This is a genomic window from Mesorhizobium ciceri biovar biserrulae WSM1271 (genome assembly GCF_000185905.1).
GTDB classification, from domain to species: Bacteria; Pseudomonadota; Alphaproteobacteria; order Rhizobiales; family Rhizobiaceae; genus Mesorhizobium; species Mesorhizobium ciceri.
The window spans coordinates 4,168,344-4,187,557 of sequence record NC_014923.1 but is presented as its reverse complement, the minus strand read 5'-3'; the positions used below and the strand labels follow the sequence as shown (position 1 = coordinate 4,187,557).

Annotated in this window: 22 protein-coding genes; 18 read left to right on the top strand and 4 right to left on the bottom strand. The window is 61.6% G+C overall.

Annotation, left to right across the window (positions count from 1 at the left end):
* Nucleotides 1-16: 16 nt before the first annotated feature.
* Nucleotides 17-535 carry a single-stranded DNA-binding protein gene (locus tag MESCI_RS20375; RefSeq protein ID WP_013531834.1) on the top strand — a complete coding sequence of 173 codons (519 nt, stop codon included), beginning with the start codon at nt 17-19 and terminating at the stop codon, nt 533-535.
* A 135-nt stretch (nt 536-670) separates the two neighbouring features.
* Nucleotides 671-1,096 carry an OsmC family protein gene (locus MESCI_RS20370; protein WP_013531833.1) on the top strand — a complete coding sequence of 142 codons (426 nt, stop codon included), beginning with the start codon at nt 671-673 and terminating at the stop codon, nt 1,094-1,096.
* Nucleotides 1,097-1,129: 33 nt separating this feature from the next.
* On the opposite strand, the gene MESCI_RS20365 is transcribed toward MESCI_RS20370, so the two are convergent.
* Together MESCI_RS20365 and MESCI_RS20360 are read right to left on the bottom strand one after the other, a co-directional pair.
* Complete coding sequence (locus tag MESCI_RS20365; RefSeq protein ID WP_013531832.1) at nt 1,130-1,759, bottom strand: MarC family protein; 630 nt, start codon at nt 1,757-1,759, stop codon at nt 1,130-1,132.
* A gap of 160 nt (nt 1,760-1,919) precedes the next feature.
* Nucleotides 1,920-2,450, bottom strand: coding sequence for a hypothetical protein (locus MESCI_RS20360; RefSeq protein WP_013531831.1), 531 nt, complete (start codon nt 2,448-2,450; stop codon nt 1,920-1,922).
* 86 nt (nt 2,451-2,536) lie between these two features.
* Between MESCI_RS20360 and MESCI_RS20355 the strand changes: the two genes are divergently transcribed.
* Together MESCI_RS20355 and gyrA are read left to right on the top strand one after the other, a co-directional pair.
* Complete coding sequence (locus MESCI_RS20355; protein ID WP_013531830.1) at nt 2,537-3,358, top strand: helix-turn-helix transcriptional regulator; 822 nt, start codon at nt 2,537-2,539, stop codon at nt 3,356-3,358.
* 221 nt (nt 3,359-3,579) lie between these two features.
* Complete coding sequence (gene gyrA / locus MESCI_RS20350; RefSeq protein WP_013531829.1) at nt 3,580-6,381, top strand: DNA gyrase subunit A; 2,802 nt, start codon at nt 3,580-3,582, stop codon at nt 6,379-6,381.
* 68 nt (nt 6,382-6,449) lie between these two features.
* On the opposite strand, the gene MESCI_RS32300 is transcribed toward gyrA, so the two are convergent.
* Nucleotides 6,450-6,602 (bottom strand): hypothetical protein, encoded by a 153-nt coding sequence (locus MESCI_RS32300; RefSeq protein ID WP_013531828.1) that lies wholly within the window; start codon nt 6,600-6,602, stop codon nt 6,450-6,452.
* Nucleotides 6,603-6,924: 322 nt separating this feature from the next.
* On the opposite strand from MESCI_RS32300, the gene coaD reads away from it, so the two are divergent.
* The 7 genes from coaD (at nt 6,925) to tgt (ending at nt 11,514) form a co-directional block, all read left to right on the top strand.
* On the top strand, nt 6,925-7,425 hold the full coding sequence (coaD, locus tag MESCI_RS20345; RefSeq protein WP_013531827.1) for a pantetheine-phosphate adenylyltransferase: 501 nt from the start codon (nt 6,925-6,927) through the stop codon (nt 7,423-7,425).
* A gap of 109 nt (nt 7,426-7,534) precedes the next feature.
* On the top strand, nt 7,535-8,029 hold the full coding sequence (locus MESCI_RS20340) for a peptidylprolyl isomerase (protein WP_245268637.1): 495 nt from the start codon (nt 7,535-7,537) through the stop codon (nt 8,027-8,029).
* Between the two features lie 40 nt (nt 8,030-8,069).
* A complete protein-coding gene (locus tag MESCI_RS20335) occupies nt 8,070-8,582 on the top strand; it encodes a peptidylprolyl isomerase (RefSeq protein ID WP_013531825.1) in 513 nt (170 codons plus the stop codon).
* Nucleotides 8,583-8,594: 12 nt separating this feature from the next.
* Nucleotides 8,595-9,044 carry a DMT family transporter gene (locus MESCI_RS20330; protein ID WP_013531824.1) on the top strand — a complete coding sequence of 150 codons (450 nt, stop codon included), beginning with the start codon at nt 8,595-8,597 and terminating at the stop codon, nt 9,042-9,044.
* Nucleotides 9,044-10,132 (top strand): tRNA preQ1(34) S-adenosylmethionine ribosyltransferase-isomerase QueA, encoded by a 1,089-nt coding sequence (queA, locus tag MESCI_RS20325; RefSeq protein WP_013531823.1) that lies wholly within the window; start codon nt 9,044-9,046, stop codon nt 10,130-10,132. Before MESCI_RS20330 ends, queA begins: the two co-directional genes overlap by 1 nt.
* A complete protein-coding gene (locus MESCI_RS20320) occupies nt 10,122-10,391 on the top strand; it encodes a hypothetical protein (RefSeq protein ID WP_013531822.1) in 270 nt (89 codons plus the stop codon). Before queA ends, MESCI_RS20320 begins: the two co-directional genes overlap by 11 nt.
* The gene (gene tgt / locus MESCI_RS20315) at nt 10,384-11,514 is read left to right on the top strand and encodes a tRNA guanosine(34) transglycosylase Tgt (RefSeq protein ID WP_013531821.1); all 1,131 of its coding nucleotides are present in this window, start codon (nt 10,384-10,386) and stop codon (nt 11,512-11,514) included. Before MESCI_RS20320 ends, tgt begins: the two co-directional genes overlap by 8 nt.
* A gap of 4 nt (nt 11,515-11,518) precedes the next feature.
* Here tgt and MESCI_RS20310 read toward each other — a convergent pair whose 3' ends face one another.
* Entirely contained in the window at nt 11,519-11,938 is a 420-nt protein-coding gene (locus tag MESCI_RS20310; RefSeq protein WP_013531820.1) for a DUF4864 domain-containing protein, read from the bottom strand.
* 264 nt (nt 11,939-12,202) lie between these two features.
* Between MESCI_RS20310 and MESCI_RS20305 the strand changes: the two genes are divergently transcribed.
* The 7 genes from MESCI_RS20305 to MESCI_RS20275 all read left to right on the top strand — a co-directional run bounded on the left by MESCI_RS20305 (nt 12,203) and on the right by MESCI_RS20275 (nt 19,198).
* Nucleotides 12,203-12,439: an Lrp/AsnC family transcriptional regulator gene (locus tag MESCI_RS20305; RefSeq protein ID WP_010909609.1), complete on the top strand. Its 237-nt coding sequence runs from the start codon at nt 12,203-12,205 to the stop codon at nt 12,437-12,439.
* Nucleotides 12,440-12,610: 171 nt separating this feature from the next.
* On the top strand, nt 12,611-14,023 hold the full coding sequence (locus MESCI_RS20300; RefSeq protein WP_024503502.1) for a circularly permuted type 2 ATP-grasp protein: 1,413 nt from the start codon (nt 12,611-12,613) through the stop codon (nt 14,021-14,023).
* Between the two features lie 133 nt (nt 14,024-14,156).
* Nucleotides 14,157-15,098 carry an alpha-E domain-containing protein gene (locus MESCI_RS20295; RefSeq protein WP_013531818.1) on the top strand — a complete coding sequence of 314 codons (942 nt, stop codon included), beginning with the start codon at nt 14,157-14,159 and terminating at the stop codon, nt 15,096-15,098.
* A gap of 85 nt (nt 15,099-15,183) precedes the next feature.
* The gene (locus tag MESCI_RS20290; protein WP_013531817.1) at nt 15,184-15,978 is read left to right on the top strand and encodes a transglutaminase family protein; all 795 of its coding nucleotides are present in this window, start codon (nt 15,184-15,186) and stop codon (nt 15,976-15,978) included.
* Between the two features lie 132 nt (nt 15,979-16,110).
* On the top strand, nt 16,111-16,842 hold the full coding sequence (locus MESCI_RS20285; protein WP_013531816.1) for a proteasome-type protease: 732 nt from the start codon (nt 16,111-16,113) through the stop codon (nt 16,840-16,842).
* Between the two features lie 100 nt (nt 16,843-16,942).
* Nucleotides 16,943-18,352 (top strand): pyridoxal phosphate-dependent decarboxylase family protein, encoded by a 1,410-nt coding sequence (locus MESCI_RS20280; protein ID WP_013531815.1) that lies wholly within the window; start codon nt 16,943-16,945, stop codon nt 18,350-18,352.
* 78 nt (nt 18,353-18,430) lie between these two features.
* A complete protein-coding gene (locus MESCI_RS20275; RefSeq protein WP_013531814.1) occupies nt 18,431-19,198 on the top strand; it encodes a DeoR/GlpR family DNA-binding transcription regulator in 768 nt (255 codons plus the stop codon).
* Nucleotides 19,199-19,214 lie beyond the last annotated feature (16 nt).

The following is a 19,214-nucleotide window of genomic DNA, read 5'->3' as shown; positions in this document are numbered from 1 at the left end:
AGCGCGGAGAAATATCATGGCGGGTAGCGTCAACAAGGTCATTTTGGTCGGCAACCTCGGCGCGGATCCCGAAATCCGTCGCCTCAACTCGGGCGAGCCGGTCGTCAACATTCGCATTGCGACGTCGGAAAGCTGGCGTGACAAGAATTCCGGCGAGCGCAAGGAAAAGACCGAATGGCACAACGTCGTCATCTTCAATGAAGGCATCGCCAAGGTGGCGGAGCAGTATTTGAAGAAGGGCATGAAGGTCTATGTCGAGGGCCAGCTGCAGACGCGCAAATGGCAGGACCAGACCGGCGCCGACAAGTACACGACGGAAGTCGTGCTGCAGAAATTCCGCGGCGAGCTGCAGATGCTCGACGCACGCGGGCAGGGTGAGGGCGGTCAGGTCGGCGGCTATACCGGTGGCAGCAGCCGTGGTTCCGATTTCGGCCAGTCCAGCCCGAGCGAAGGCTTCAATCGCGGTGGTGGCGGTGCCAAGAGCGGCGGCGGTGGCGGTTCGTCGCGCGAACTGGACGACGAAATCCCGTTCTGATCGCAACTGCAGATGTTGTTTTTGGCTTAAGTCAAACATTGCGCCCCGGGAGTCCCTCATGGACTTTCGGGGTTTTGCATTGTCGAACTGAACGCCGACATGGCGATCAACGAAATATGGCGAAGGACGAGTTCGATGAAAGCACGCGTAAAATGGGTCGAGGAACGCACCTTCGTCGGCGAGTCCGGTAGCGGCCACAAACTGGTGCTGGGAACCGCGCCCGGACCGGAAGGCAGGACGCCGGGACCGAGCCCGATGGAGCTGGTGCTGATCGGCACCGGCGGCTGTTCGGCCTATGATGTCGTGCACATCCTCGAAAAGGGGCGCGAGGCGGTCGAGGACTGCGTCGTCGAGCTCGAGGCCGACCGGGCGGAAACCGAACCCAGAGTGTTCACCCGCATTCATATGCATTTCGTCGTCAAGGGCAGGCAACTCTCCAGCGACAAGGTGAAACGCGCGATCGACCTTTCGATCGAAAAATATTGCTCGGCCTCCGCGATGCTTGCCAAGACCGCCACGATTACCCACGGTTTCGAGGTCGTCGACACGACGGCGAGATAGAGCCGGCTTCGAGATTCTCGCCGCGTCAGCCTGTCAGCCCGCTATCAGCGCCTTGATGCCGTCGGCGACGAATTGCACGGCCAGTGCTGCCAGGATGACGCCGAGCAGGCGGGTCAGGATCGAGCGGCCGGTCTGGCCGAGGATGCGGTCTATGCGTTCCGACAGCACGAACACCAGATAGGTGATGGCAAGGCAGACGAAGATGATGCCGACCAGCGCCGCCTGCGCCGCGAAGCCTTGAAAGGAACCTGAGAGCAGCACAGTTGCCGAAATGGCGCCGGGACCCGCGATCAGCGGGATTGCCAGCGGGAAGGCGGCGATGTTGTGGATCATGTCCTTGGTGATGGCGACGTCGCCGATCTTTTCCTTGCGGTCCTGCCGGCGCTCGAACACCATTTCGAAAGCGATGAAGAACAGCAGGAAGCCGCCGGCGACGCGGAAGGCTGGCAGCGTGATGCCGAACACCGACAGGATCGAGGCGCCTGCAACCGCAAACAGCGCCATCACCAGGAAACCGATGATCGAGGCGCGGACGGAAACCTGCTGGCGCTCCTCGCGGTTCATGCCGCGCGTCACGGCGAGGAACAGCGGCGCCAGGCCGGGCGGATCGATGGTCACGAGAATGGTGACGAACGCGTTGAACAGGCTGTCGAAACTCGGCATCTCTGACCCTCCCGCCGGGCCGTGCCCGTACCAGGATAATTGGTAGAGCAAAGCCCGTTCGGTGGGAACTGTTCGTGAGAAAGTGGTTGATGCCGGCGAGACAGCGGAGGGCGCAAAGGGTCGCGACGCTTTTATTCCGGGCTGCTGCATTCTTCGGCGATCAAACCGCTCGGCGCGCCAGGAACTCGACCTCCAGCCGCCATGTCGCGCCATTGTCGTGCGAGCGCTCGCCCAGCCATCGGAAGGCGTTTTCGGTGATGCGTGAAAAGCCCCAGCGTACTGAGCTGCCGGTGCCGTCGGTGCCCACTTGCACGATCGTGTCGCCCTCGGCGCGGCCGAGCTGGCGGCTGAAATACTGGTTGCGCGGGTCGCTCCAGAAGATGTGCCAGGCATCCGCGCCGGGATCATAGACGCGCAGCGTCGTGCCATAGAAAGTCCATTTGCCGAGCGAGGGCTGGGAACCAGTGTCCCGCGCGGGCAGGATCCAGACGTCCTGGATCGCCCGGCCTTCCAGCACCCAGCCGAAATGCACCTCGCCACGCCCTGTCAGCACCGTTCCGTCCTCGAGGTGGCGCGAGGCGTCGAAAGTCCAGGCGCCGACGAAGCGGCCGTAAAGGCTCAGTTTTTCGGCAAGGCCTTCGATCGGTCCGGGGCTATGCAGGGCATCGGCAAACGAAGATTGATCGAACATGGTTGTGGCCTCTTCTTGTCAGGAGATTGGGAGGGAATAGGCGGTTACGGGGTTCTGGGCTTGGGAAAAATTGCTATATTTCGACCATGACGACGACCACGCATAGTCTCGCATCCGGAGCCGGTTGGCATGTGACGGATTTGATCTGCACGGCCGGCGCCGGCCGGCCGTTCGAGGAGGCGCATCAGGATTTCTGTGTGGCTGCAGTCACCAGCGGCACGTTCCGCTACCGCGCCCAACAAGGAACGGCGATGCTGGCGCCCGGCGCGCTCCTGCTCGGCAATCCCGGCACATGTTACGAATGCGGGCACGAGCATGGCGGCGGCGACCGTTGCCTCTCGTTCCATTTCAGGCCGTCCTACATGGAGCGGATCGCGGCTGGCGTGCCGGGCGCCAGGAAGCTGGCTTTCGAGGCGGCGCGCCTGCCGCCTTTGCCGGTCCTGGCGCCACTCCTGGCCGAGGCGGAAACCGCTCGCGAGATGGCCGACATCGACGCCTTCGAGGAACTTTCCCTGCGCATGGCCGGTGCTGCCGTAGCTACAGCCTCCGGCGCTACGCATGTCAGGCGCGCGCCGAGCCGCCGCGATCAAAAACGGGTTGCCGAAGCTGTGCGGCGCATCGAACTCGATGCAGACGGGCCGGTTTCCCTTTCAGCGCTTGCCGATGGGACGGCGACCAGTCCGTATCATTTCCTGCGCATCTTCCGGCAGGTGGCGGGCATGACCCCCTACCAATTCCTGCTCAAGACGCGATTGCACAGGGCCGCGGTGCGGCTACGCATGTCGGACGATACGGTTTCCGCGATCGCTTTCGGCGCTGGCTTCAGCGATCTGTCGACCTTCAATCGTCGTTTTCGGCGGATCATGGGGCAGACGCCAAGCCAGTATCGCAGCCGCCGTGGCGCATAGGTCGTTTCTGCTTGGTGAATCGGCCCGGTGCACCGCAAAGGCAGACGCGCAGGCTTTTGCGTCAAGGCGGCGAAAACCGCCTTGGCCATATCGTCGCAATCATCGGTATCCATTTGAAATTACCATCAAAAATGACACTGGAAAAGTGCCGTGAAGGTTGGAGTTTCGGGCTTGCTTCCTATATAAGCACCAAGTGATTCCTGATTAGATTGTGATCCGATTTGACCGACCAGAAGACACCGCGCGGCGCCGACGGCGGCCCCACCGGCATCGAGCCGATATCCATCGTCGAGGAGATGCAGCGCTCCTATCTCGATTACGCCATGAGCGTGATCGTCAGCCGTGCGCTGCCGGACGTGCGCGACGGCCTGAAGCCGGTGCATCGCCGCATTCTCTTCGCCGCCCATGAGAGCGGCTACCATTGGAACCGCAAATATGTGAAGTCGGCGCGTCCTGTCGCCGACGTGATGGGTAAATACCATCCGCATGGCGATGCTTCCATCTATGACGCCTTGGTGCGCATGGCGCAGGACTGGTCGTTGCGCGTTCCGTTGATCGACGGGCAGGGCAATTTCGGCTCCATCGACGGCGATCCGCCTGCGGCGATGCGCTACACGGAAGCGCGGCTGACCAAGGTCGCGCACGAGCTCCTGGAGGATATCGACAAGGATACGGTCGATTTCCAGGACACGTATGATGCTTCCGGCAGCGAACCGAAGGTTCTGCCGGCACGTTTTCCCAACCTTCTGGTCAATGGCTCGGGCGGCATCGCCGTCGGCATGGCGACCAACATCCCGCCGCACAATCTCGGTGAAGTCTGCAATGGCGCCATCGCCATCATCGACAATCCGGCGATCGACCTGCCGGCGCTGATGGAGATCATTCCTGGCCCTGATTTTCCGACCGGTGGCATCGTGCTTGGCCGTTCGGGCATCTACAGCGCCTATTCGACCGGCCGCGGCTCCATCGTCATGCGCGGGCGCGTCAACATCGAACAGCGCGGCAACGACCGCGAGTCCATCATCATCACCGAAGTTCCCTACCAGGTGAACAAGTCGTCGATGATCGAGAAGATGGCTGAGCTGGTGCGCGACAAGCGCATCGAGGGCATTTCCGATATCCGCGACGAGAGCGACCGCCAGGGCTACCGGGTCGTCATCGAGCTGAAGCGCGACGCCGTTGCCGACGTCATCCTCAATCAGCTCTACCGCTTCACGCCGCTGCAGACCTCTTTCGGCGCCAATATGGTGGCGCTGAATGGCGGCAAGCCGGAAGTGATGAACCTGACCGATATGCTGAAGGCTTTCGTCGCCTTCCGCGAGGAGGTGATCACAAGGCGGACGAAGTTCCTGCTGCGCAAGGCGCGCGATCGCGCCCATGTGCTGGTCGGTCTCGCTATCGCAGTCGCCAACATCGACGAAGTCATCAAGCTGATCCGCACCGCGCCGGATCCGCAGACGGCGCGTGAGCAGTTGATGGAGCGGCGCTGGCCCTCTGGCGACGTGGAATCTCTGATCCTCCTGATCGATGACCCACGCCACCGGATCAACGAGGACGGTACCTACAATCTGTCCGAGGAGCAGGCGCGCGCCATCCTCGAGCTGCGCCTGCAGCGCCTGACCGCGCTCGGCCGCGACGAGATCGCCGACGAGTTGAACACGATCGGCGCCGAGATCATCGATTATCTGGACATTTTGTCTTCCCGCGCACGCGTCCAGCAGATCGTCAAGGACGAGCTTGCCGCCGTGCGCGACGAGTTCGGCACGCCGCGCCGCACCGAGCTTACCGACGGCGGTTCGGACATGGAAGACGAGGATCTGATCCAGCGCGAAGACATGGTCGTGACGGTGAGCCATTCCGGCTACATCAAGCGCGTGCCGCTGTCGCTCTACCGGGCGCAGCGCCGCGGCGGCAAAGGCCGCTCCGGCATGTCGACCAAGGAAGAGGATTTCGTCACCCGGCTGTTCGTCGCCAACACCCATACGCCGGTGCTGTTCTTCTCCTCGCGCGGCATCGTCTACAAGGAAAAGGTCTGGCGGCTGCCGATCGGCAATCCGCAGTCACGCGGCAAGGCGCTGATCAACATGCTGCCGCTGGAGCAGGGCGAGCGCATCACCACCATCATGCCGCTGCCCGAGGACGAGGCCAGCTGGGGCGAACTCTACGTCATGTTCGCCACCACGCGCGGCACCGTGCGCCGCAACGATCTATCCGACTTCGTCCAGGTCAACCGCAACGGCAAGATCGCCATGAAGCTGGAGGAAGAAGGCGACGAGATCCTCGGCGTCGAAACCTGCACCGACAAGGACGACGTGCTGCTGACCGCCAGTTCCGGCCAGTGCATACGCTTCTCCGTCGGCGACGTGCGCGTCTTCCAGAGCCGCAATTCGGTCGGTGTGCGCGGCATAACCATGGCCGAGACCGACCGCATCATCTCGATGTCGGTGATCGAGCATGTCGATGCTTCGCCGGCGGAACGCGCCGCTTACCTGAAGCGCGCGGCGGCGGAGCGGCGGCTTGCCACGGAAACGGCCGGAGAAGAGGAAGAGATCGCGCTGACCAATGAGGAGATCGGCGAGGAGACAGAGCTTTCCGACAGCCGATACGAAGAACTCAAGGCGCACGAACAGTACGTGCTGACGGTGACCGAATTCGGCTACGGCAAGCGTTCGTCGTCCTATGATTTCCGGCTGACCGGACGCGGCGGCAAGGGCATCCGCGCCACCGACGTGTCGAAGGCGGCCGAGATTGGCAGGCTGGTGGCGACCTTCCCGGTCGGCAATGACGACCAGATCATGCTGGTGTCGGACGGCGGCACCGTCATCCGGGTGCCGGTCAACGGCATTCGTTTCGCCAGCCGCGCCACCAAGGGCGTGACCATCTTCAACACGGCTGAAGGCGAAAAGGTGGTTTCGGTCGAGCGGATCTCTGAACCGCAAGCGGACGAAGAAAGCGAAGAAACCGTCGAGGGCGGTGCCGATGCCGCTGCGGCGTCTGACGCCGGTCCGGAGGGGGCGGACTAAGTCCGGCACCAGGTTTTGACATGGCAACGCCGGCCAGCTGGCCGGCGCGGCAGCAAGTTCAGGCTTTATCAGTAGTGGCGATATGGCTTACGCAGGCCGAAGCCTTCGAAGCGCTTGGTGTTTGCCTTGACGCGGATGCGTTGTGCCTCCTGATGCAGCCCAAATACGGTGGCGATCAGCATGGCGACGGTCATTGCGGTGGCGAGCATGTAGATCAGCATGTGCGTGTTCTCCTGCGCCTAACAACGGATAGATGGGATTTTGGTTTCATCTAATTAAGGTGCAACCTAGTGAACGCTGCGTGAAGGCTTCGTGATCAGCGTGTTCATCTGTCGTTCATGTGCCGGAAAAGGTTCACGGCCGGCGCGCCGATCGGATTTGCCTTTGCGAGAGAGGCTCGCTAGAGCCTGTTCCATCTTGGTGGACGGAAGATGGAACAGGCTCTAGCTTTCATTTGAGCATGATCTCTAGGACAAACGAAAAACCGTTTGTCCGCAAAAACCGGTTTCCACTTTTTGGGATCATGCATTAGAAGCACCTGCCATGACCGAACGCATCGCCCTCTATGCCGGCTCCTTCGACCCGCTGACCAACGGCCATCTCGATGTGCTGAAGGCTTCGCTGGCCGTGGCCGACATCGTCTATGCGGCGATCGGCATCCATCCGGGCAAGCAGCCGCTGTTTTCCTTCGAGGAGCGGGTGAAGCTGATCGAGACCGCGGCGAAGGCGGAATTCGGCAGCGATGGCGCCCGTATCAAGGTCGTCGCTTTCGACGGGCTGGTCATCGACGCCGCCAGGAAGCACGGCGCCTCGATCATGATCCGCGGCCTGCGCGACGGCACCGACCTCGACTATGAGATGCAGATGGCCGGCATGAACGAGACTATGGCACCTGAGTTGCAGACGGTTTTTCTGCCCGCCAGCCCGTCCGTGCGCACCATTACCGCCACACTTGTCCGCCAGATTGCCTCTATGGGAGGCAACATCCGCCCCTTCGTGCCGGCGGCGGTTGCCGGTGCGCTCACCGCCAAATTCGCGAAATAAGATTCCGGAGATAGATATGCAGCTGAAAAAGCTCGCCTCGTTCCTCGTTGTGCTTGCCGGCCTTGTGACCGCATCGGTCTCGGCCTTCGCCGCCGACCCGGAAAACACCATGGTCATCACGCTGAAGGACGGAGACGTCACCATTGCGCTTCGGCCCGATCTGGCGCCAAAGCATGTCGAGCAGATCAAGAAGCTGGTGCGCCAAGGCGCCTATGACAACGTCGCCTTCCACCGCGTCATAGACGGCTTCATGGCGCAGACCGGCGACGTCAAGTTCGGCAATATGAAAAAGGGTTTCAGCGCCGAGGCCGTCGGCACCGGCGGTTCCGACCTGCCCGACCTGCCGGCCGAATTCTCGCAGACCGAACATTACAAGCGCGGCGTGGTCGGCATGGCCCGCTCGCAGGACCCCAATTCGGCCAATTCGCAGTTCTTCATCATGTTCGCTCCGGCACCGCCGCTCGACGGCCAGTACACCATCGTCGGCAATGTCGTCAGCGGCATGGAACTGGTGGATCACGTCAAGAAGGGCGACCAGGCGGACAACGGCACGGTCTCCGACCCCGACCGGATGATCAAGGTGCGCATCGCCGCAGACAAGTAAAATTGTCAAATAACTCTGTTTTCTCAAAAGGATATCTGACATGGCCGAAATCAAGGACCGCGAGAACGCGCTCATCATGGAAACGACCAAGGGCACGGTCGTCATCGAACTTTTCCCCGACTTGGCGCCGGGCCACGTCTCCCGCATCAAGGAACTGGCTAGGGAAGGCGCCTATGACGGCGTGGTCTTCCACCGCGTCATCGAAGGCTTCATGGCCCAGACCGGCGACGTCAAGTTCGGCAATTCGAGCAAGCCTTCCTTCGCGCCGTCCCGTGCGGGCATGGGCGGCTCTGAGAAGCCGGACCTGAAGGCCGAATTTTCCAACGCCAACCATGGCCGCGGCACCTGCTCGATGGCCCGTTCGCAGAACCCGAACTCGGCCAATTCGCAGTTCTTCATCTGCTTCGACGACGCCGCCTTCCTCAACCGCCAGTACACGGTCTGGGGCCAGGTCATCGAAGGCATGGACAATGTCGACAAGATCAAGCGCGGCGAGCCGGTGCAGGATCCCGACAAGATCGTGTCGCTGAAGGTCGCGGCCGACGTCAAGTAAGGGCAAACGACAATGATGGGCGTCGTCTGGTCGCTTCTCGGCATCCTGTCCGGCGCCTTCATTGCCATTCAGGCGCCGATCAATTCGCAGCTGGCGCGCGGCCTGGGTCTCCCGGTCGCGGCGGCTGCGTTTTCGTTCTTGTCGGGCGCGATCGTGCTCGGCATTATCTCCGTTACGGTGGTGAAGCTGCAAGGCATCTCGCTCGACTGGAAAGCGCCGGCGCCCTGGCTGTTCGTGGCCGGCGGCATGCTCGGCGGTTTCTATGTCACGCTGTCGACGATCCTGACGCCACGCATAGGTGCTGCCGCGCTGATGGCGTTTCTGGTCGCCGGCCAGTTGCTGGCCGGCATGCTCATCGACCGCGTCGGCTTCCTCGGCGTCGCGGTGCGTGAAATCTCGCTGGGACGCGTTGCCGGCGCGGTGCTGCTCTTGGCCGGAGCGCTGCTCGTCCGGCTCTACTGATGCGCGTCGATCTCTTTGACTTCGAGCTGCCGGAGGAGCGCATCGCGCTCCGCCCGGCGCAGCCGCGTGACAGCGCCAAGATGCTTCTGGTCAAGCCCGGCGAAGAGCTCGAGGACCGGACGGTTGGCGACCTGCCGTCCTTGCTCAGTGCCGGCGACGTGCTGGTGTTCAACGACACCAAGGTCATTCCGGCGCAGCTCAAAGGCATAAGGCGGCGGGGCGAGGCGACGGCGCAGGTCGAAGCCACGCTGCATATGCGCATGGCGCCGGACCGCTGGCTGGCCTTCATGCGGCCGGGCAAGCGCATTGCCGCCGGCGACCGCATCCATTTCGGCCATGACGGCAATTCCTGTTTCCTCGGCCAGCTCGACGCCACGGTGATCGAGAAAGGCGAGGGCGGCGAGGCGCTGCTTGGCTTCGACCTGTCGGGGCCGTTCCTCGACGAGGCGCTGCACGCGGTAGGCCATATTCCGCTGCCACCCTATATCGCCTCGAAACGCGACGATGACGAACGCGACCGGGCCGATTACCAGACCATCTATGCAAGCGAGGAGGGCGCCGTCGCGGCTCCGACAGCGGGCCTGCATTTCACGCCGGAGCTTTTTGCAGCGCTTGACGCCAAAGGCGTCGAACGCCGCTTCGTCACCTTGCATGTCGGCGCCGGTACGTTCCTGCCGGTCAAGGCGGACGACACCGCCGACCACAAGATGCATGCCGAGACCGGGTCGGTCAGCGAAGCCACTGCGGACGCCCTGAATGCCGCAAGAGCAAGGGGCGGGCGCATCGTTGCTGTCGGCACGACCTCGCTGCGTCTGCTGGAGAGTGCGGCGCGTGAGGACGGTACTCTGGCTGCGTGGTCCGGCCCGACCGATATCTTCATCACGCCCGGCTACCGTTTTCGCACCGCCGACATGCTGATGACCAATTTCCATCTGCCGCGCTCGACGCTGTTCATGCTGGTTTCGGCCTTCAGCGGCCTCGACACGATGCGCGCGGCCTATGCGCATGCGATCGCGAACCGTTACAGGTTCTACTCCTATGGAGACGCAAGCCTGCTTTTCCGAGCGGAGACGAGCGATGGACGATGATCTGCAAGCCTTTGACCGCGATGCGCTGATCGCGGAAGTGAAAAAACTGCGCGCCGGCATTCGCCAGCACCGCGATTCCACCGGCCATGAATTGTGCTGGCATCACCCCGATCTGTGGGACCTGCTGCCGGAAAAAACCGAACCATCGATCGCCGTGCCGCCCTGGCCAAAATTCATGCGCGGCTGCATCCACTACCGCCAGTCGCTCGACAAGCAGGCGCCGGACGCCCCGGTCCACGACAAGGAATTCAATGGCTAAGCAGTTCAGCTTCAAGGTTTTGGCAATCGACGGCAAGGCGCGGCGCGGCGTGATCGACATGCCGCGCGGCGAAATCCGCACGCCGGCCTTCATGCCGGTCGGCACCGGCGGTACCGTCAAGACGATGTATATGGACCAGGTGCGCGGCGTCGGCGCCGACATCATCCTTGGCAACACCTACCATCTGATGCTGCGGCCAGGCGCCGAGCGTGTGGCGCGGCTCGGCGGCTTGCATGAATTCGCCCGCTGGCCGCATCCGATCCTGACCGACAGTGGCGGTTTCCAGGTAATGTCGCTGTCGAAGCTGAGAAAGCTGACCGAAAAGGGCGTCACCTTCCGCTCGCATATCGATGGCGCCGCCTACGAGATGTCGCCGGAGCGGTCCATCGAGATTCAGGGGCTGCTCGATTCCGATATCCAGATGCAGCTCGACGAATGCACGGCGCTGCCGGCCGAAATGAAGGAGATCGAGCGCGCCATGGAGCTGTCGCTGCGCTGGGCCGAGCGCTGCAAGACGGCGTTCGGCGACCAGCCGGGCAAGGCGATGTTCGGCATCGTGCAAGGCGGCGACAACGCAGCGCTGCGGGTGCGTTCGGCGCAGGCGCTGAGCGCGATGGAGTTGAAGGGCTATGCGGTCGGCGGCCTGGCCGTCGGCGAACCGCAAGCGGTGATGCTCGAGATGCTCGACATCACCTGTCCGGAGCTGCCTGATAACAAGCCGCGCTATCTGATGGGCGTCGGCACGCCTGACGATATCCTGAAATCGGTGGCGCGCGGCATCGACATGTTCGACTGCGTGATGCCGACACGGGCCGGCCGCCACGGCCTTGCTTATACAAGGCGCGGCAAGGTCAATCTGCGCAACGCCCGCCATGCTGACGATCCGCGGCCGCTCGACGAGGAAAGCGACTGCCCGGCCGCCCGGGACTACTCACGCGCCTATCTGCATCATCTGGTGCGCTCGCAGGAAGCGCTCGGCGCCATGCTTTTGACGTGGAACAACCTGTCCTACTACCAGAAACTGATGCAGGACATCCGCGCTGCGATCGAGGCTGGCACCTTCGAGGCGCGCGGCGCCGAAATCACCGAGGGCTGGGCGAGGGGCGATATCCCGTTGCTGTAAGGCCTCAAGTGCTGAGCGAATTCGAGGCGCGCAGGCTGCAGCCGGTGATCTGGAACGTGCCGTCGGGCTGCTGCTGCAGCGTATAGACCGCCTCGTAATCCTTGCCATCGGGGCCGACGATCAGCACCTGCTGGACGATCGAACCCGGACCGGTCTCCTCGACCTTGCCGAAGGAATAAGTCTGCGGCTTGCGCACCGGCGGATAGCCGTTGGTCACCATGTTCATGAAGGCATCGACGGTCGGGAAGATCCGCTTCACATTCGGGGCGGCGAAGCTGTAGGCGGTGGCGCCGTCATTGGCGATGAGGGCCTTTAGCTGACCGTCGATGACGGACTGGCCTGCCTTGATCTCGGCATCGCCGGCCAATGCCGACGACACCCAGAGGAATGGAACGACTGCGAATGCGAAAAAGGCGCGGCGCATGGCCTGTCTCCGTTGTCCCGCGAAACATCTTCCCTTGAAATGGTGCTGTCCGAAGACGCATCATAACATACGCTTGGCAGCGCATCGCGGTTTCAGCGATCGCGAATAATCGGTGGCGCTCGGCGGCAGGTTGCATGCTGGCGGAGAGCTGCGGCAGGTCGCAGCCCAGGCCTGGGCCGGCAGAGTACGGATTCCAGCGCTTGAAAGCCCGCCTCCAGTCTGCCAGAAGGGCCGCTGGACTTGGACGTTTAGCGGGACGAAGCCATGAAGGCGTTTTTCGTGCAGATCAAATGCGAGCTCGGCAAATCCTATGAGGTTGCCAGCGCGCTTGCCGATGCCGAGATCGCCTCGGAAATCTACTCCACCGCCGGCAACTACGATCTGCTCGCCAAATTCTATGTCGACGACGAGGAAGACGTCGGCCATTTCGTCAACGAAAAGGTGCAGATTCTCCCCGGCATCAAGGACACGTTCACCGTCGTCACGTTCCGTGCTTTCTAGCCGGTAAACGCATTTGCCCGGGCACGAGGCAAAGGCTGATCAAGGTCATATTTCAGCTGCCTCAATTTTAGGCAGGCGCAACATACTGATCGCCCGTATCTCCCAAATCACCGATTGCGCTTGATTTTCTCCGGCGACGCCAGTGAAATGGCGTCACAGGGGAGTATGCGATTGGCAGCGTTCGATGAAATGCTTCCGGAAGTCTCCGGATTGAGAAGACCGTATTCGGCGTATGATCGCTGGCTGAAGGAGCAGGATCCAGCTAGGCTGACCGAGAAGATGCAGGACGCTGAGCGCGTCTTCCGCAAGACCGGCATCACCTTCGCCGTCTATGGTGAGCAAGAAGCCTCCGAGCGGCTGATCCCGTTCGACATCGTTCCCCGCATCATTTCAGGCAATGAATGGCGGCGCCTCACGCAGGGCATCGAGCAGCGCGTGCAGGCGCTGAACGCCTTCCTCGACGACATCTATCATCGCCAGGAAATCCTGCGGGCAGGGCGCGTCCCCAGGGAATTGATCGCCAGGAATGAGGCATTCCTGCCGGAGATGATCGGGGTCAGGCCGCCGGCCGGCGTCTATACCCACATCATCGGCGTCGACATCGTCCGCATCTCGGAGGACGAGTTCTACGTGCTGGAGGACAATGCGCGCACGCCGTCCGGCGTCTCCTACATGCTGGAGAACCGCGAGACGATGATGCAGCTGTTCCCCGAGCTGTTCCAGAAGATCAAGGTGCGGCCGGTGGAAAACTACCCGCAGCTTCTGCGCCAGTCGCTGGCGGCGGTGCGGCCGCAAAGCACCAAAGGTGCGCCGACCATTGCGGTGCTGACGCCCGGCAGCTTCAACTCCGCCTATTTCGAACACGCCTTCCTTGCCGACCAGATGGGCGTGCAGTTGGTCGAAGGCCAGGACCTGCGCGTGGTCGACGGCCATGTCGCGATGCGCACGACGGAAGGCTACAAGCAGATCGATGTGCTCTACCGCCGCGTCGATGATTCTTTCCTGGACCCGTTGACGTTCCGTCCGGATTCCGCACTTGGCATACCCGGCATCATGGATGTCTATCGCGCCGGCAACATCACCATCGCCAATGCGCCGGGCACCGGCATAGCCGACGACAAGGCGATCTATTCCTACATGCCCGAGATCATCGAGTTCTACACCGGTCGCAAGGCAATCCTGGGCAACATTCCGACCTGGCGCTGCTCGGAGCCCGACAGCCTGAAATACGTGCTCGAACACATCGACGAGCTGGTGATCAAGGAAGTGCACGGTTCCGGCGGCTACGGCATGCTGGTCGGGCCTGCGGCAACCAAGAAGGAATGCGAGACCTTCGCCAAGAAGTTGGCGGCCAAGCCATCGAATTATATTGCCCAGCCGACGCTGGCGCTGTCGACATGCCCGATCCTGACGGAAAAAGGGCTGGCGCCGCGCCACGTCGATCTCAGGCCCTATGTGCTGGTCTCCGACCGCATCCAGATCGTGCCTGGGGGCCTCACACGCGTCGCGTTGAAGGAAGGTTCGCTGGTTGTGAACTCGTCGCAGGGCGGCGGGACGAAAGATACTTGGGTGTTGGATGATTGAGACGAGTGAGTAGGGAATAGTCAGTAGTCAGTAGCGGAAATAGAGGGACAGGAAATGCCATATTTCATTGAGATTCAATTGCTTAATATTCACTGCTCACTATTCGCTACTCACTAGCCCGAAGGGCCACTTCATGCTTTTAGGCCGCACCGCAAACGGGCTCTATTGGATGAACCGCTATATCGAGCGGGCGGAAAACATGGCGCGCTTGGTCGATGCCGGCCTGCGCATGGCGCTGACCCGCACCCAAAGCGCCTCGGAAGAGTGGAATTCGGTGCTGCTCAGCGCTGGTTCCGACGTCACCTTCAGCCAGAAATATTCCGACTATACCGCCGCCAATGTCGCCGACTTCCTGTTGCGCGACACGTCGAACCCATCGAGCGCGATGTCGTCCATCGAGACAGCCCGCAACAATGCCCGCATGGTGCGCACCGCGCTGACGCGCGAGACCTGGGAAAGCATCAACGAAGCCTGGATGGCGCTGAAGCGGATGCTGGCCAAGCCGATCGACGAGCGCGACCTGCCAAGCGTGCTCGACGCCATCAAGCGCGAGACGGCGCTGATCCGCGGCTCGTTCTACGGCACCATGCTGCGCAACGAGATCTTCGACTTCTCGCAACTCGGCACTTACGTCGAGCGCGCCGACAACACGGCGCGCATCCTCGACGTGAAATATTATGTGCTGCTGCCGTCGATCTCCTGGGTTGGCTCGACGCTCGACAATTATCAGTGGGAATCGATCCTGCGTTCGGTCTCGGCGCATCGCTCCTATCGCTGGGTCTACGATGCTGATTACAAGCCGACCAACATTGCCGACTATCTGATCCTCAATGTCCGCATGCCGCGTTCGCTGATGTTCTGCTATCGCTTCCTGTCGGAGCATCTGAAATTCCTCGGCGACGATTACGGCGAGCGCCATGCCTGCCACGCAACGGCCGAGAAGACGCAGACAATGCTGAGAGCCGGGTCGATCAAGGATATCTTCGATACCGGGCTGCATGAATTCCTGGCCAATTTCATTCGCGACAACACCAAGCTGGGCGACGAAATCGCACAAGATTATCGGTTCAATTGAGCATGGTCCCGAAAGGTGGAGCCGGTTTTCTTAGACAAACGGAAGCCGTTTGTCCGGAGATCGCGCTCACAAACGGAATAGAAGCATGCGGCTGAAGATTACCCACCGAACTGAGTACCGTTACGATACGCCGGTGCACTATCTGTTGCAGCGGCTGCGGCTGCTTCCGGCCAGCGGGTCGACGCAGACCGTTCTGTCCTGGGCTCTGGCGATCGAAGGCGCGCGCGAAGAGGTCCGCTTTGTCGACCATTTCGGCAACGACACAAGGCTGTTGAGCGTCGAGGGCGAGCGCGACTTCATCACGGTGGAGGCCTCGGGCGAAGTGGTGACGCGCGACACCGCGGGTGTCTCGGGGCCACACCAGGGCTTTACGCCGCTCTGGCTGTACAGCCATGAGACGCCATTGACGACGATCGGCAGCGGTATCCGCGAACTCGCCGCATCGGTTGGCAAGGGCAGCGACATCGAAAGGCTGCACCGGCTAATGGCTGTCATCGGGGAGCGCGTTGTCTACACGCCCGGCACCACCAATGCGACGACGCCGGCGGAGGAAGCCTTGGCGCTCAAGACCGGGGTCTGCCAGGATCATACCCATATCTTTGCCGCCGCCGCCCGCGCCATGGGCTTTCCGGCCCGCTATGTCAGCGGCTATCTGATGCTGGATGCGACGGTCGAGCAGGCCGCAAGCCATGCCTGGGCCGAAGCGCATGTTTCTGGACTCGGCTGGGTTGCCTTCGATGCCGCCAATGGCATCTCGCCCGACGAGCGTTATGTAAAGGTGGCGACGGGCCGCGATTACCGCGACGCCACGCCGGTGTCGGGAATTCGGCTGGGACAGGCGGAAGAACAGCTTGCGGTCACCGTTACGGTGGAGCAGTAATCCTCGCAAGATTGCTGCCGAGCGATTCATCGTTTCAAGGAAACGCCGAACCGCTCTATCCCCTTGTTTTAACGCAATTCCGGACGGAAAACCGCTTCACACTTTTCCTGGAATTGCTCTAGAAGAGATTCCATGACCTATTGCGTTGGCCTGAAGATCGACCGCGGGCTCGTGTTCATGTCCGACACGCGCACCAATGCAGGCATGGATTCCATCTCCACCTTTCGCAAGATGCATGTCTGGGAAGAGCCGGGCGAACGCGTCATCGTTTTGATGTCGGCGGGCAATCTGGCGACGACGCAGGCCGTGGTCAGCCTGCTTGACGAGCGCACCAAGGCAATCTCCGAAAGACATTCCACACTGCTCGAAACGCCGTCGATGTACCAAACGGTCCGCATTGTTGGCGACACGGTCAAGGAGGTCATCGCCAATTCGTCACCCGCTGGCGAGAAGGCGGATTCCTATTTCAATGCGTCCTTCATCCTCGGCGGTCAGATCAAGGGCAGCGAGCCGCGCCTGTTCATGATCTATCCCGAAGGCAATTTCATCGAATCGACCGATGACACGCCGTTCTTCCAGATAGGCGAGACCAAATACGGCAAGCCGATCATCATCCGCGCCTACGAAAAGACGATGAGCCTCGCCGAGACGGTGAAGCTGCTTTTGGTGTCGTTCGATTCGACGTTGAAGTCGAACCTGTCTGTCGGCTTGCCGCTCGACCTGCTCTTCCTGGAGAAGGACGCTTTCAAGGTCGGATTGAAGAAGCGGATCGGCCAGGACGACCAGTATTACCGCACGATCTCCGATGGCTGGTCGAATGCGCTGAAGACGGCTTTTGCCAGCCTGCCGGATTTCCCTGGCTGAGGCGTGCGGCATCTCTTGCTGGTTGCATATATTTCACGCGTTAATTAATAAGAGATCAACCGCGACGGATGGTAGCGATGGATCATGTCGGGAGGACAGGATGAACAATGATGATTTCCGGCAATGGTCGCGGCGCGCCGCCGACTGGGGCGCTGACTATCGCAACAATCTGCGCGACCGCCCCGTGCGGCCACTGGTAGAACCCGGCGCCATTTCTAGAAGCATCGAGGTTTCGCCGCCCGAAGACGCCGAACCGATGGACCGGATCTTCGCCGATTTCGAAGAGAAGATCCTGCCGGGAATGACGCATTGGCAGCATCCGCGCTTCTTCGCCTATTTCCCGGCCAATGCGGCGCCGGTTTCGGTGGTGGCGGAATATCTGGTTTCGGCGATGGCCGCGCAATGCATGCTGTGGCAGACGTCGCCGGCGGCGACCGAACTCGAAACGCGCACCGTCGACTGGATGCGCCAGGCGCTCGGTCTGCCGGAAGGCTTCTCGGGCGTACTCCAGGATTCAGCCTCATCGGCGACGTTGGCCGCGGTGCTGACCATGCGCGAACGGGCACTCGACTGGCAAGGCAACAAACAGGGCCTGGCAGGGCAGGCGCGGCTGCGCATCTACTCCTCCGACCAGGTGCACACGTCGATCGACCGGGCGATCTGGGTGTCCGGCATCGGCGAGGACAATCTCGTGCGCATTCCCGTCAGCGGCCGCTTTCGCGCCATGGACACGGCCGCGCTCGAGGCGGCAATCGTCGCCGACCGGGAAGCCGGCATGCTGCCGGCGGGCATCATCGCTTGCGTCGGCGGCACCAGCACTGGCGGCACCGACGACATTGCTGCGGTTGCCGAGGTGGCACGGCGGCATGGGCTTTATCTCCATGTCGATGCCGCCTGGGCGGGATCGGCGATGATCTGTCCGGAATATCGGCATTTCTGGACAGGCGTCGAAGGCGCCGATTCGATCGTTTTCAATCCGCACAAATGGCTGGGCGCTCAGTTCGACTGCTCGATCCAGTTCCTGCGCGACCCTGAAAGCCATGTCAGGACGCTGGCCATCAAGCCGGATTATCTGAAGACGCACGGTCATGACGGCATCATCAACTATTCCGAATGGTCGGTACCGCTCGGCAGGCGATTTCGCGCGTTGAAATTATGGTTCCTGCTGCGCGCCCATGGCCTGGAACGCCTGCGCACGATGATCCGCAATCATGTCGCGTGGAGCGAAGGGCTGGCGGCGCGGCTGGCAAGGGAGCCGGATTTCCAGATCGTCAGCGAACCGATGCTGTCGTTGTTCTCGTTCCGGCACAAGACCGCAACCGACGGGGACGAGCACAATCTGCGCCTTGTCAATGCGATCAACGACGATGGCCGCATCTACCTGACGCAGACGAAGGTTGATGGACTGATCGCAATCCGGTTCCAGGTCGGACAGTTCGAGGCGACCGCCGCCGATGTCGAAACGGCTTTTGTGGTGATTACTGAAATCGCACGTGGCCTGGGTCGCTGATTTCGTTAGCCGGCTTCTGCCTTTTCATCGGTTTCGTTTTCGACTATAGACAAGAAAAACGAAAACGGGAGGTTGCCCATGTATCTGTCGCCGCGCCATGCCGAGATTATCCAGATGGCCAAGGATCACGGCCGCGTGCTGGTCGATGATCTGGCCAACCACTTCAATGTGACGCCGCAGACCATACGCAAGGACCTCAACGATTTGTGCGACCAGCGGCTGCTCTCGCGCATCCATGGCGGCGCGCTGTACCCCTCCGGCATCGAGAACATGGAGTATGAGGCGAGACGCAAGATTGCCGCCGACGAGAAGGAGGCGATCGGCCGTGCGGCAGCCAGGCTGATCCCCGACAACGCCTCGCTGTTCATCAACATCGGCACCACGACCGAGTCGGTCAGCAAGGCGTTGCTCGATCACAACGGTCTCATGGTCATCACCAATAACATCAATGTTGCCAATAGGATGCGGATATATCCGTCGATCGAAGTGGTGATCGCCGGTGGTGTCGTGCGCGGTTCCGATGGCGGTGTGGTCGGCGAGGCGGCGGTCGATTTCATCAGGCAGTTCAAGGTCGATTACGCGGTGATCGGCGCATCCGCCATCGACCATGACGGGGCCTTGCTCGACTTCGATTTTCGCGAGGTCAAGGTGGCGCAGGCGATCATCGCCAATGCAAGGCATGTCATCCTGGTTTCCGACCAGACCAAATTCGAGCGAACCGCACCGGTGCGCATCGGCCATCTGTCGCAGGTCAACACCTTCATCACCGACCGCTGCGATATCCCCTCGGTGCGCAAGATCTGCCAGGAGGCCGAGGTTCAGCTGATCGAGACGTCGCTCGCCTAGGCGGTTTTCAGCTGAT

Coding starts and splice junctions, on each gene's coding strand:
- MESCI_RS20375 (WP_013531834.1), top strand. CDS start 17: ATGGCGGGTAGCGTCAACAAGGTCATTTTGGTCGGCAACCTCGGCGCG.
- MESCI_RS20370 (WP_013531833.1), top strand. CDS start 671: ATGAAAGCACGCGTAAAATGGGTCGAGGAACGCACCTTCGTCGGCGAG.
- MESCI_RS20365 (WP_013531832.1), bottom strand. CDS start 1,759: ATGCCGAGTTTCGACAGCCTGTTCAACGCGTTCGTCACCATTCTCGTG.
- MESCI_RS20360 (WP_013531831.1), bottom strand. CDS start 2,450: ATGTTCGATCAATCTTCGTTTGCCGATGCCCTGCATAGCCCCGGACCG.
- MESCI_RS20355 (WP_013531830.1), top strand. CDS start 2,537: ATGACGACGACCACGCATAGTCTCGCATCCGGAGCCGGTTGGCATGTG.
- MESCI_RS32300 (WP_013531828.1), bottom strand. CDS start 6,602: ATGCTGATCTACATGCTCGCCACCGCAATGACCGTCGCCATGCTGATC.
- coaD (WP_013531827.1), top strand. CDS start 6,925: ATGACCGAACGCATCGCCCTCTATGCCGGCTCCTTCGACCCGCTGACC.
- MESCI_RS20340 (WP_245268637.1), top strand. CDS start 7,535: ATGGTCATCACGCTGAAGGACGGAGACGTCACCATTGCGCTTCGGCCC.
- MESCI_RS20335 (WP_013531825.1), top strand. CDS start 8,070: ATGGCCGAAATCAAGGACCGCGAGAACGCGCTCATCATGGAAACGACC.
- MESCI_RS20330 (WP_013531824.1), top strand. CDS start 8,595: ATGATGGGCGTCGTCTGGTCGCTTCTCGGCATCCTGTCCGGCGCCTTC.
- queA (WP_013531823.1), top strand. CDS start 9,044: ATGCGCGTCGATCTCTTTGACTTCGAGCTGCCGGAGGAGCGCATCGCG.
- MESCI_RS20320 (WP_013531822.1), top strand. CDS start 10,122: ATGGACGATGATCTGCAAGCCTTTGACCGCGATGCGCTGATCGCGGAA.
- tgt (WP_013531821.1), top strand. CDS start 10,384: ATGGCTAAGCAGTTCAGCTTCAAGGTTTTGGCAATCGACGGCAAGGCG.
- MESCI_RS20310 (WP_013531820.1), bottom strand. CDS start 11,938: ATGCGCCGCGCCTTTTTCGCATTCGCAGTCGTTCCATTCCTCTGGGTG.
- MESCI_RS20305 (WP_010909609.1), top strand. CDS start 12,203: ATGAAGGCGTTTTTCGTGCAGATCAAATGCGAGCTCGGCAAATCCTAT.
- MESCI_RS20295 (WP_013531818.1), top strand. CDS start 14,157: ATGCTTTTAGGCCGCACCGCAAACGGGCTCTATTGGATGAACCGCTAT.
- MESCI_RS20290 (WP_013531817.1), top strand. CDS start 15,184: ATGCGGCTGAAGATTACCCACCGAACTGAGTACCGTTACGATACGCCG.
- MESCI_RS20285 (WP_013531816.1), top strand. CDS start 16,111: ATGACCTATTGCGTTGGCCTGAAGATCGACCGCGGGCTCGTGTTCATG.
- MESCI_RS20280 (WP_013531815.1), top strand. CDS start 16,943: ATGAACAATGATGATTTCCGGCAATGGTCGCGGCGCGCCGCCGACTGG.
- MESCI_RS20275 (WP_013531814.1), top strand. CDS start 18,431: ATGTATCTGTCGCCGCGCCATGCCGAGATTATCCAGATGGCCAAGGAT.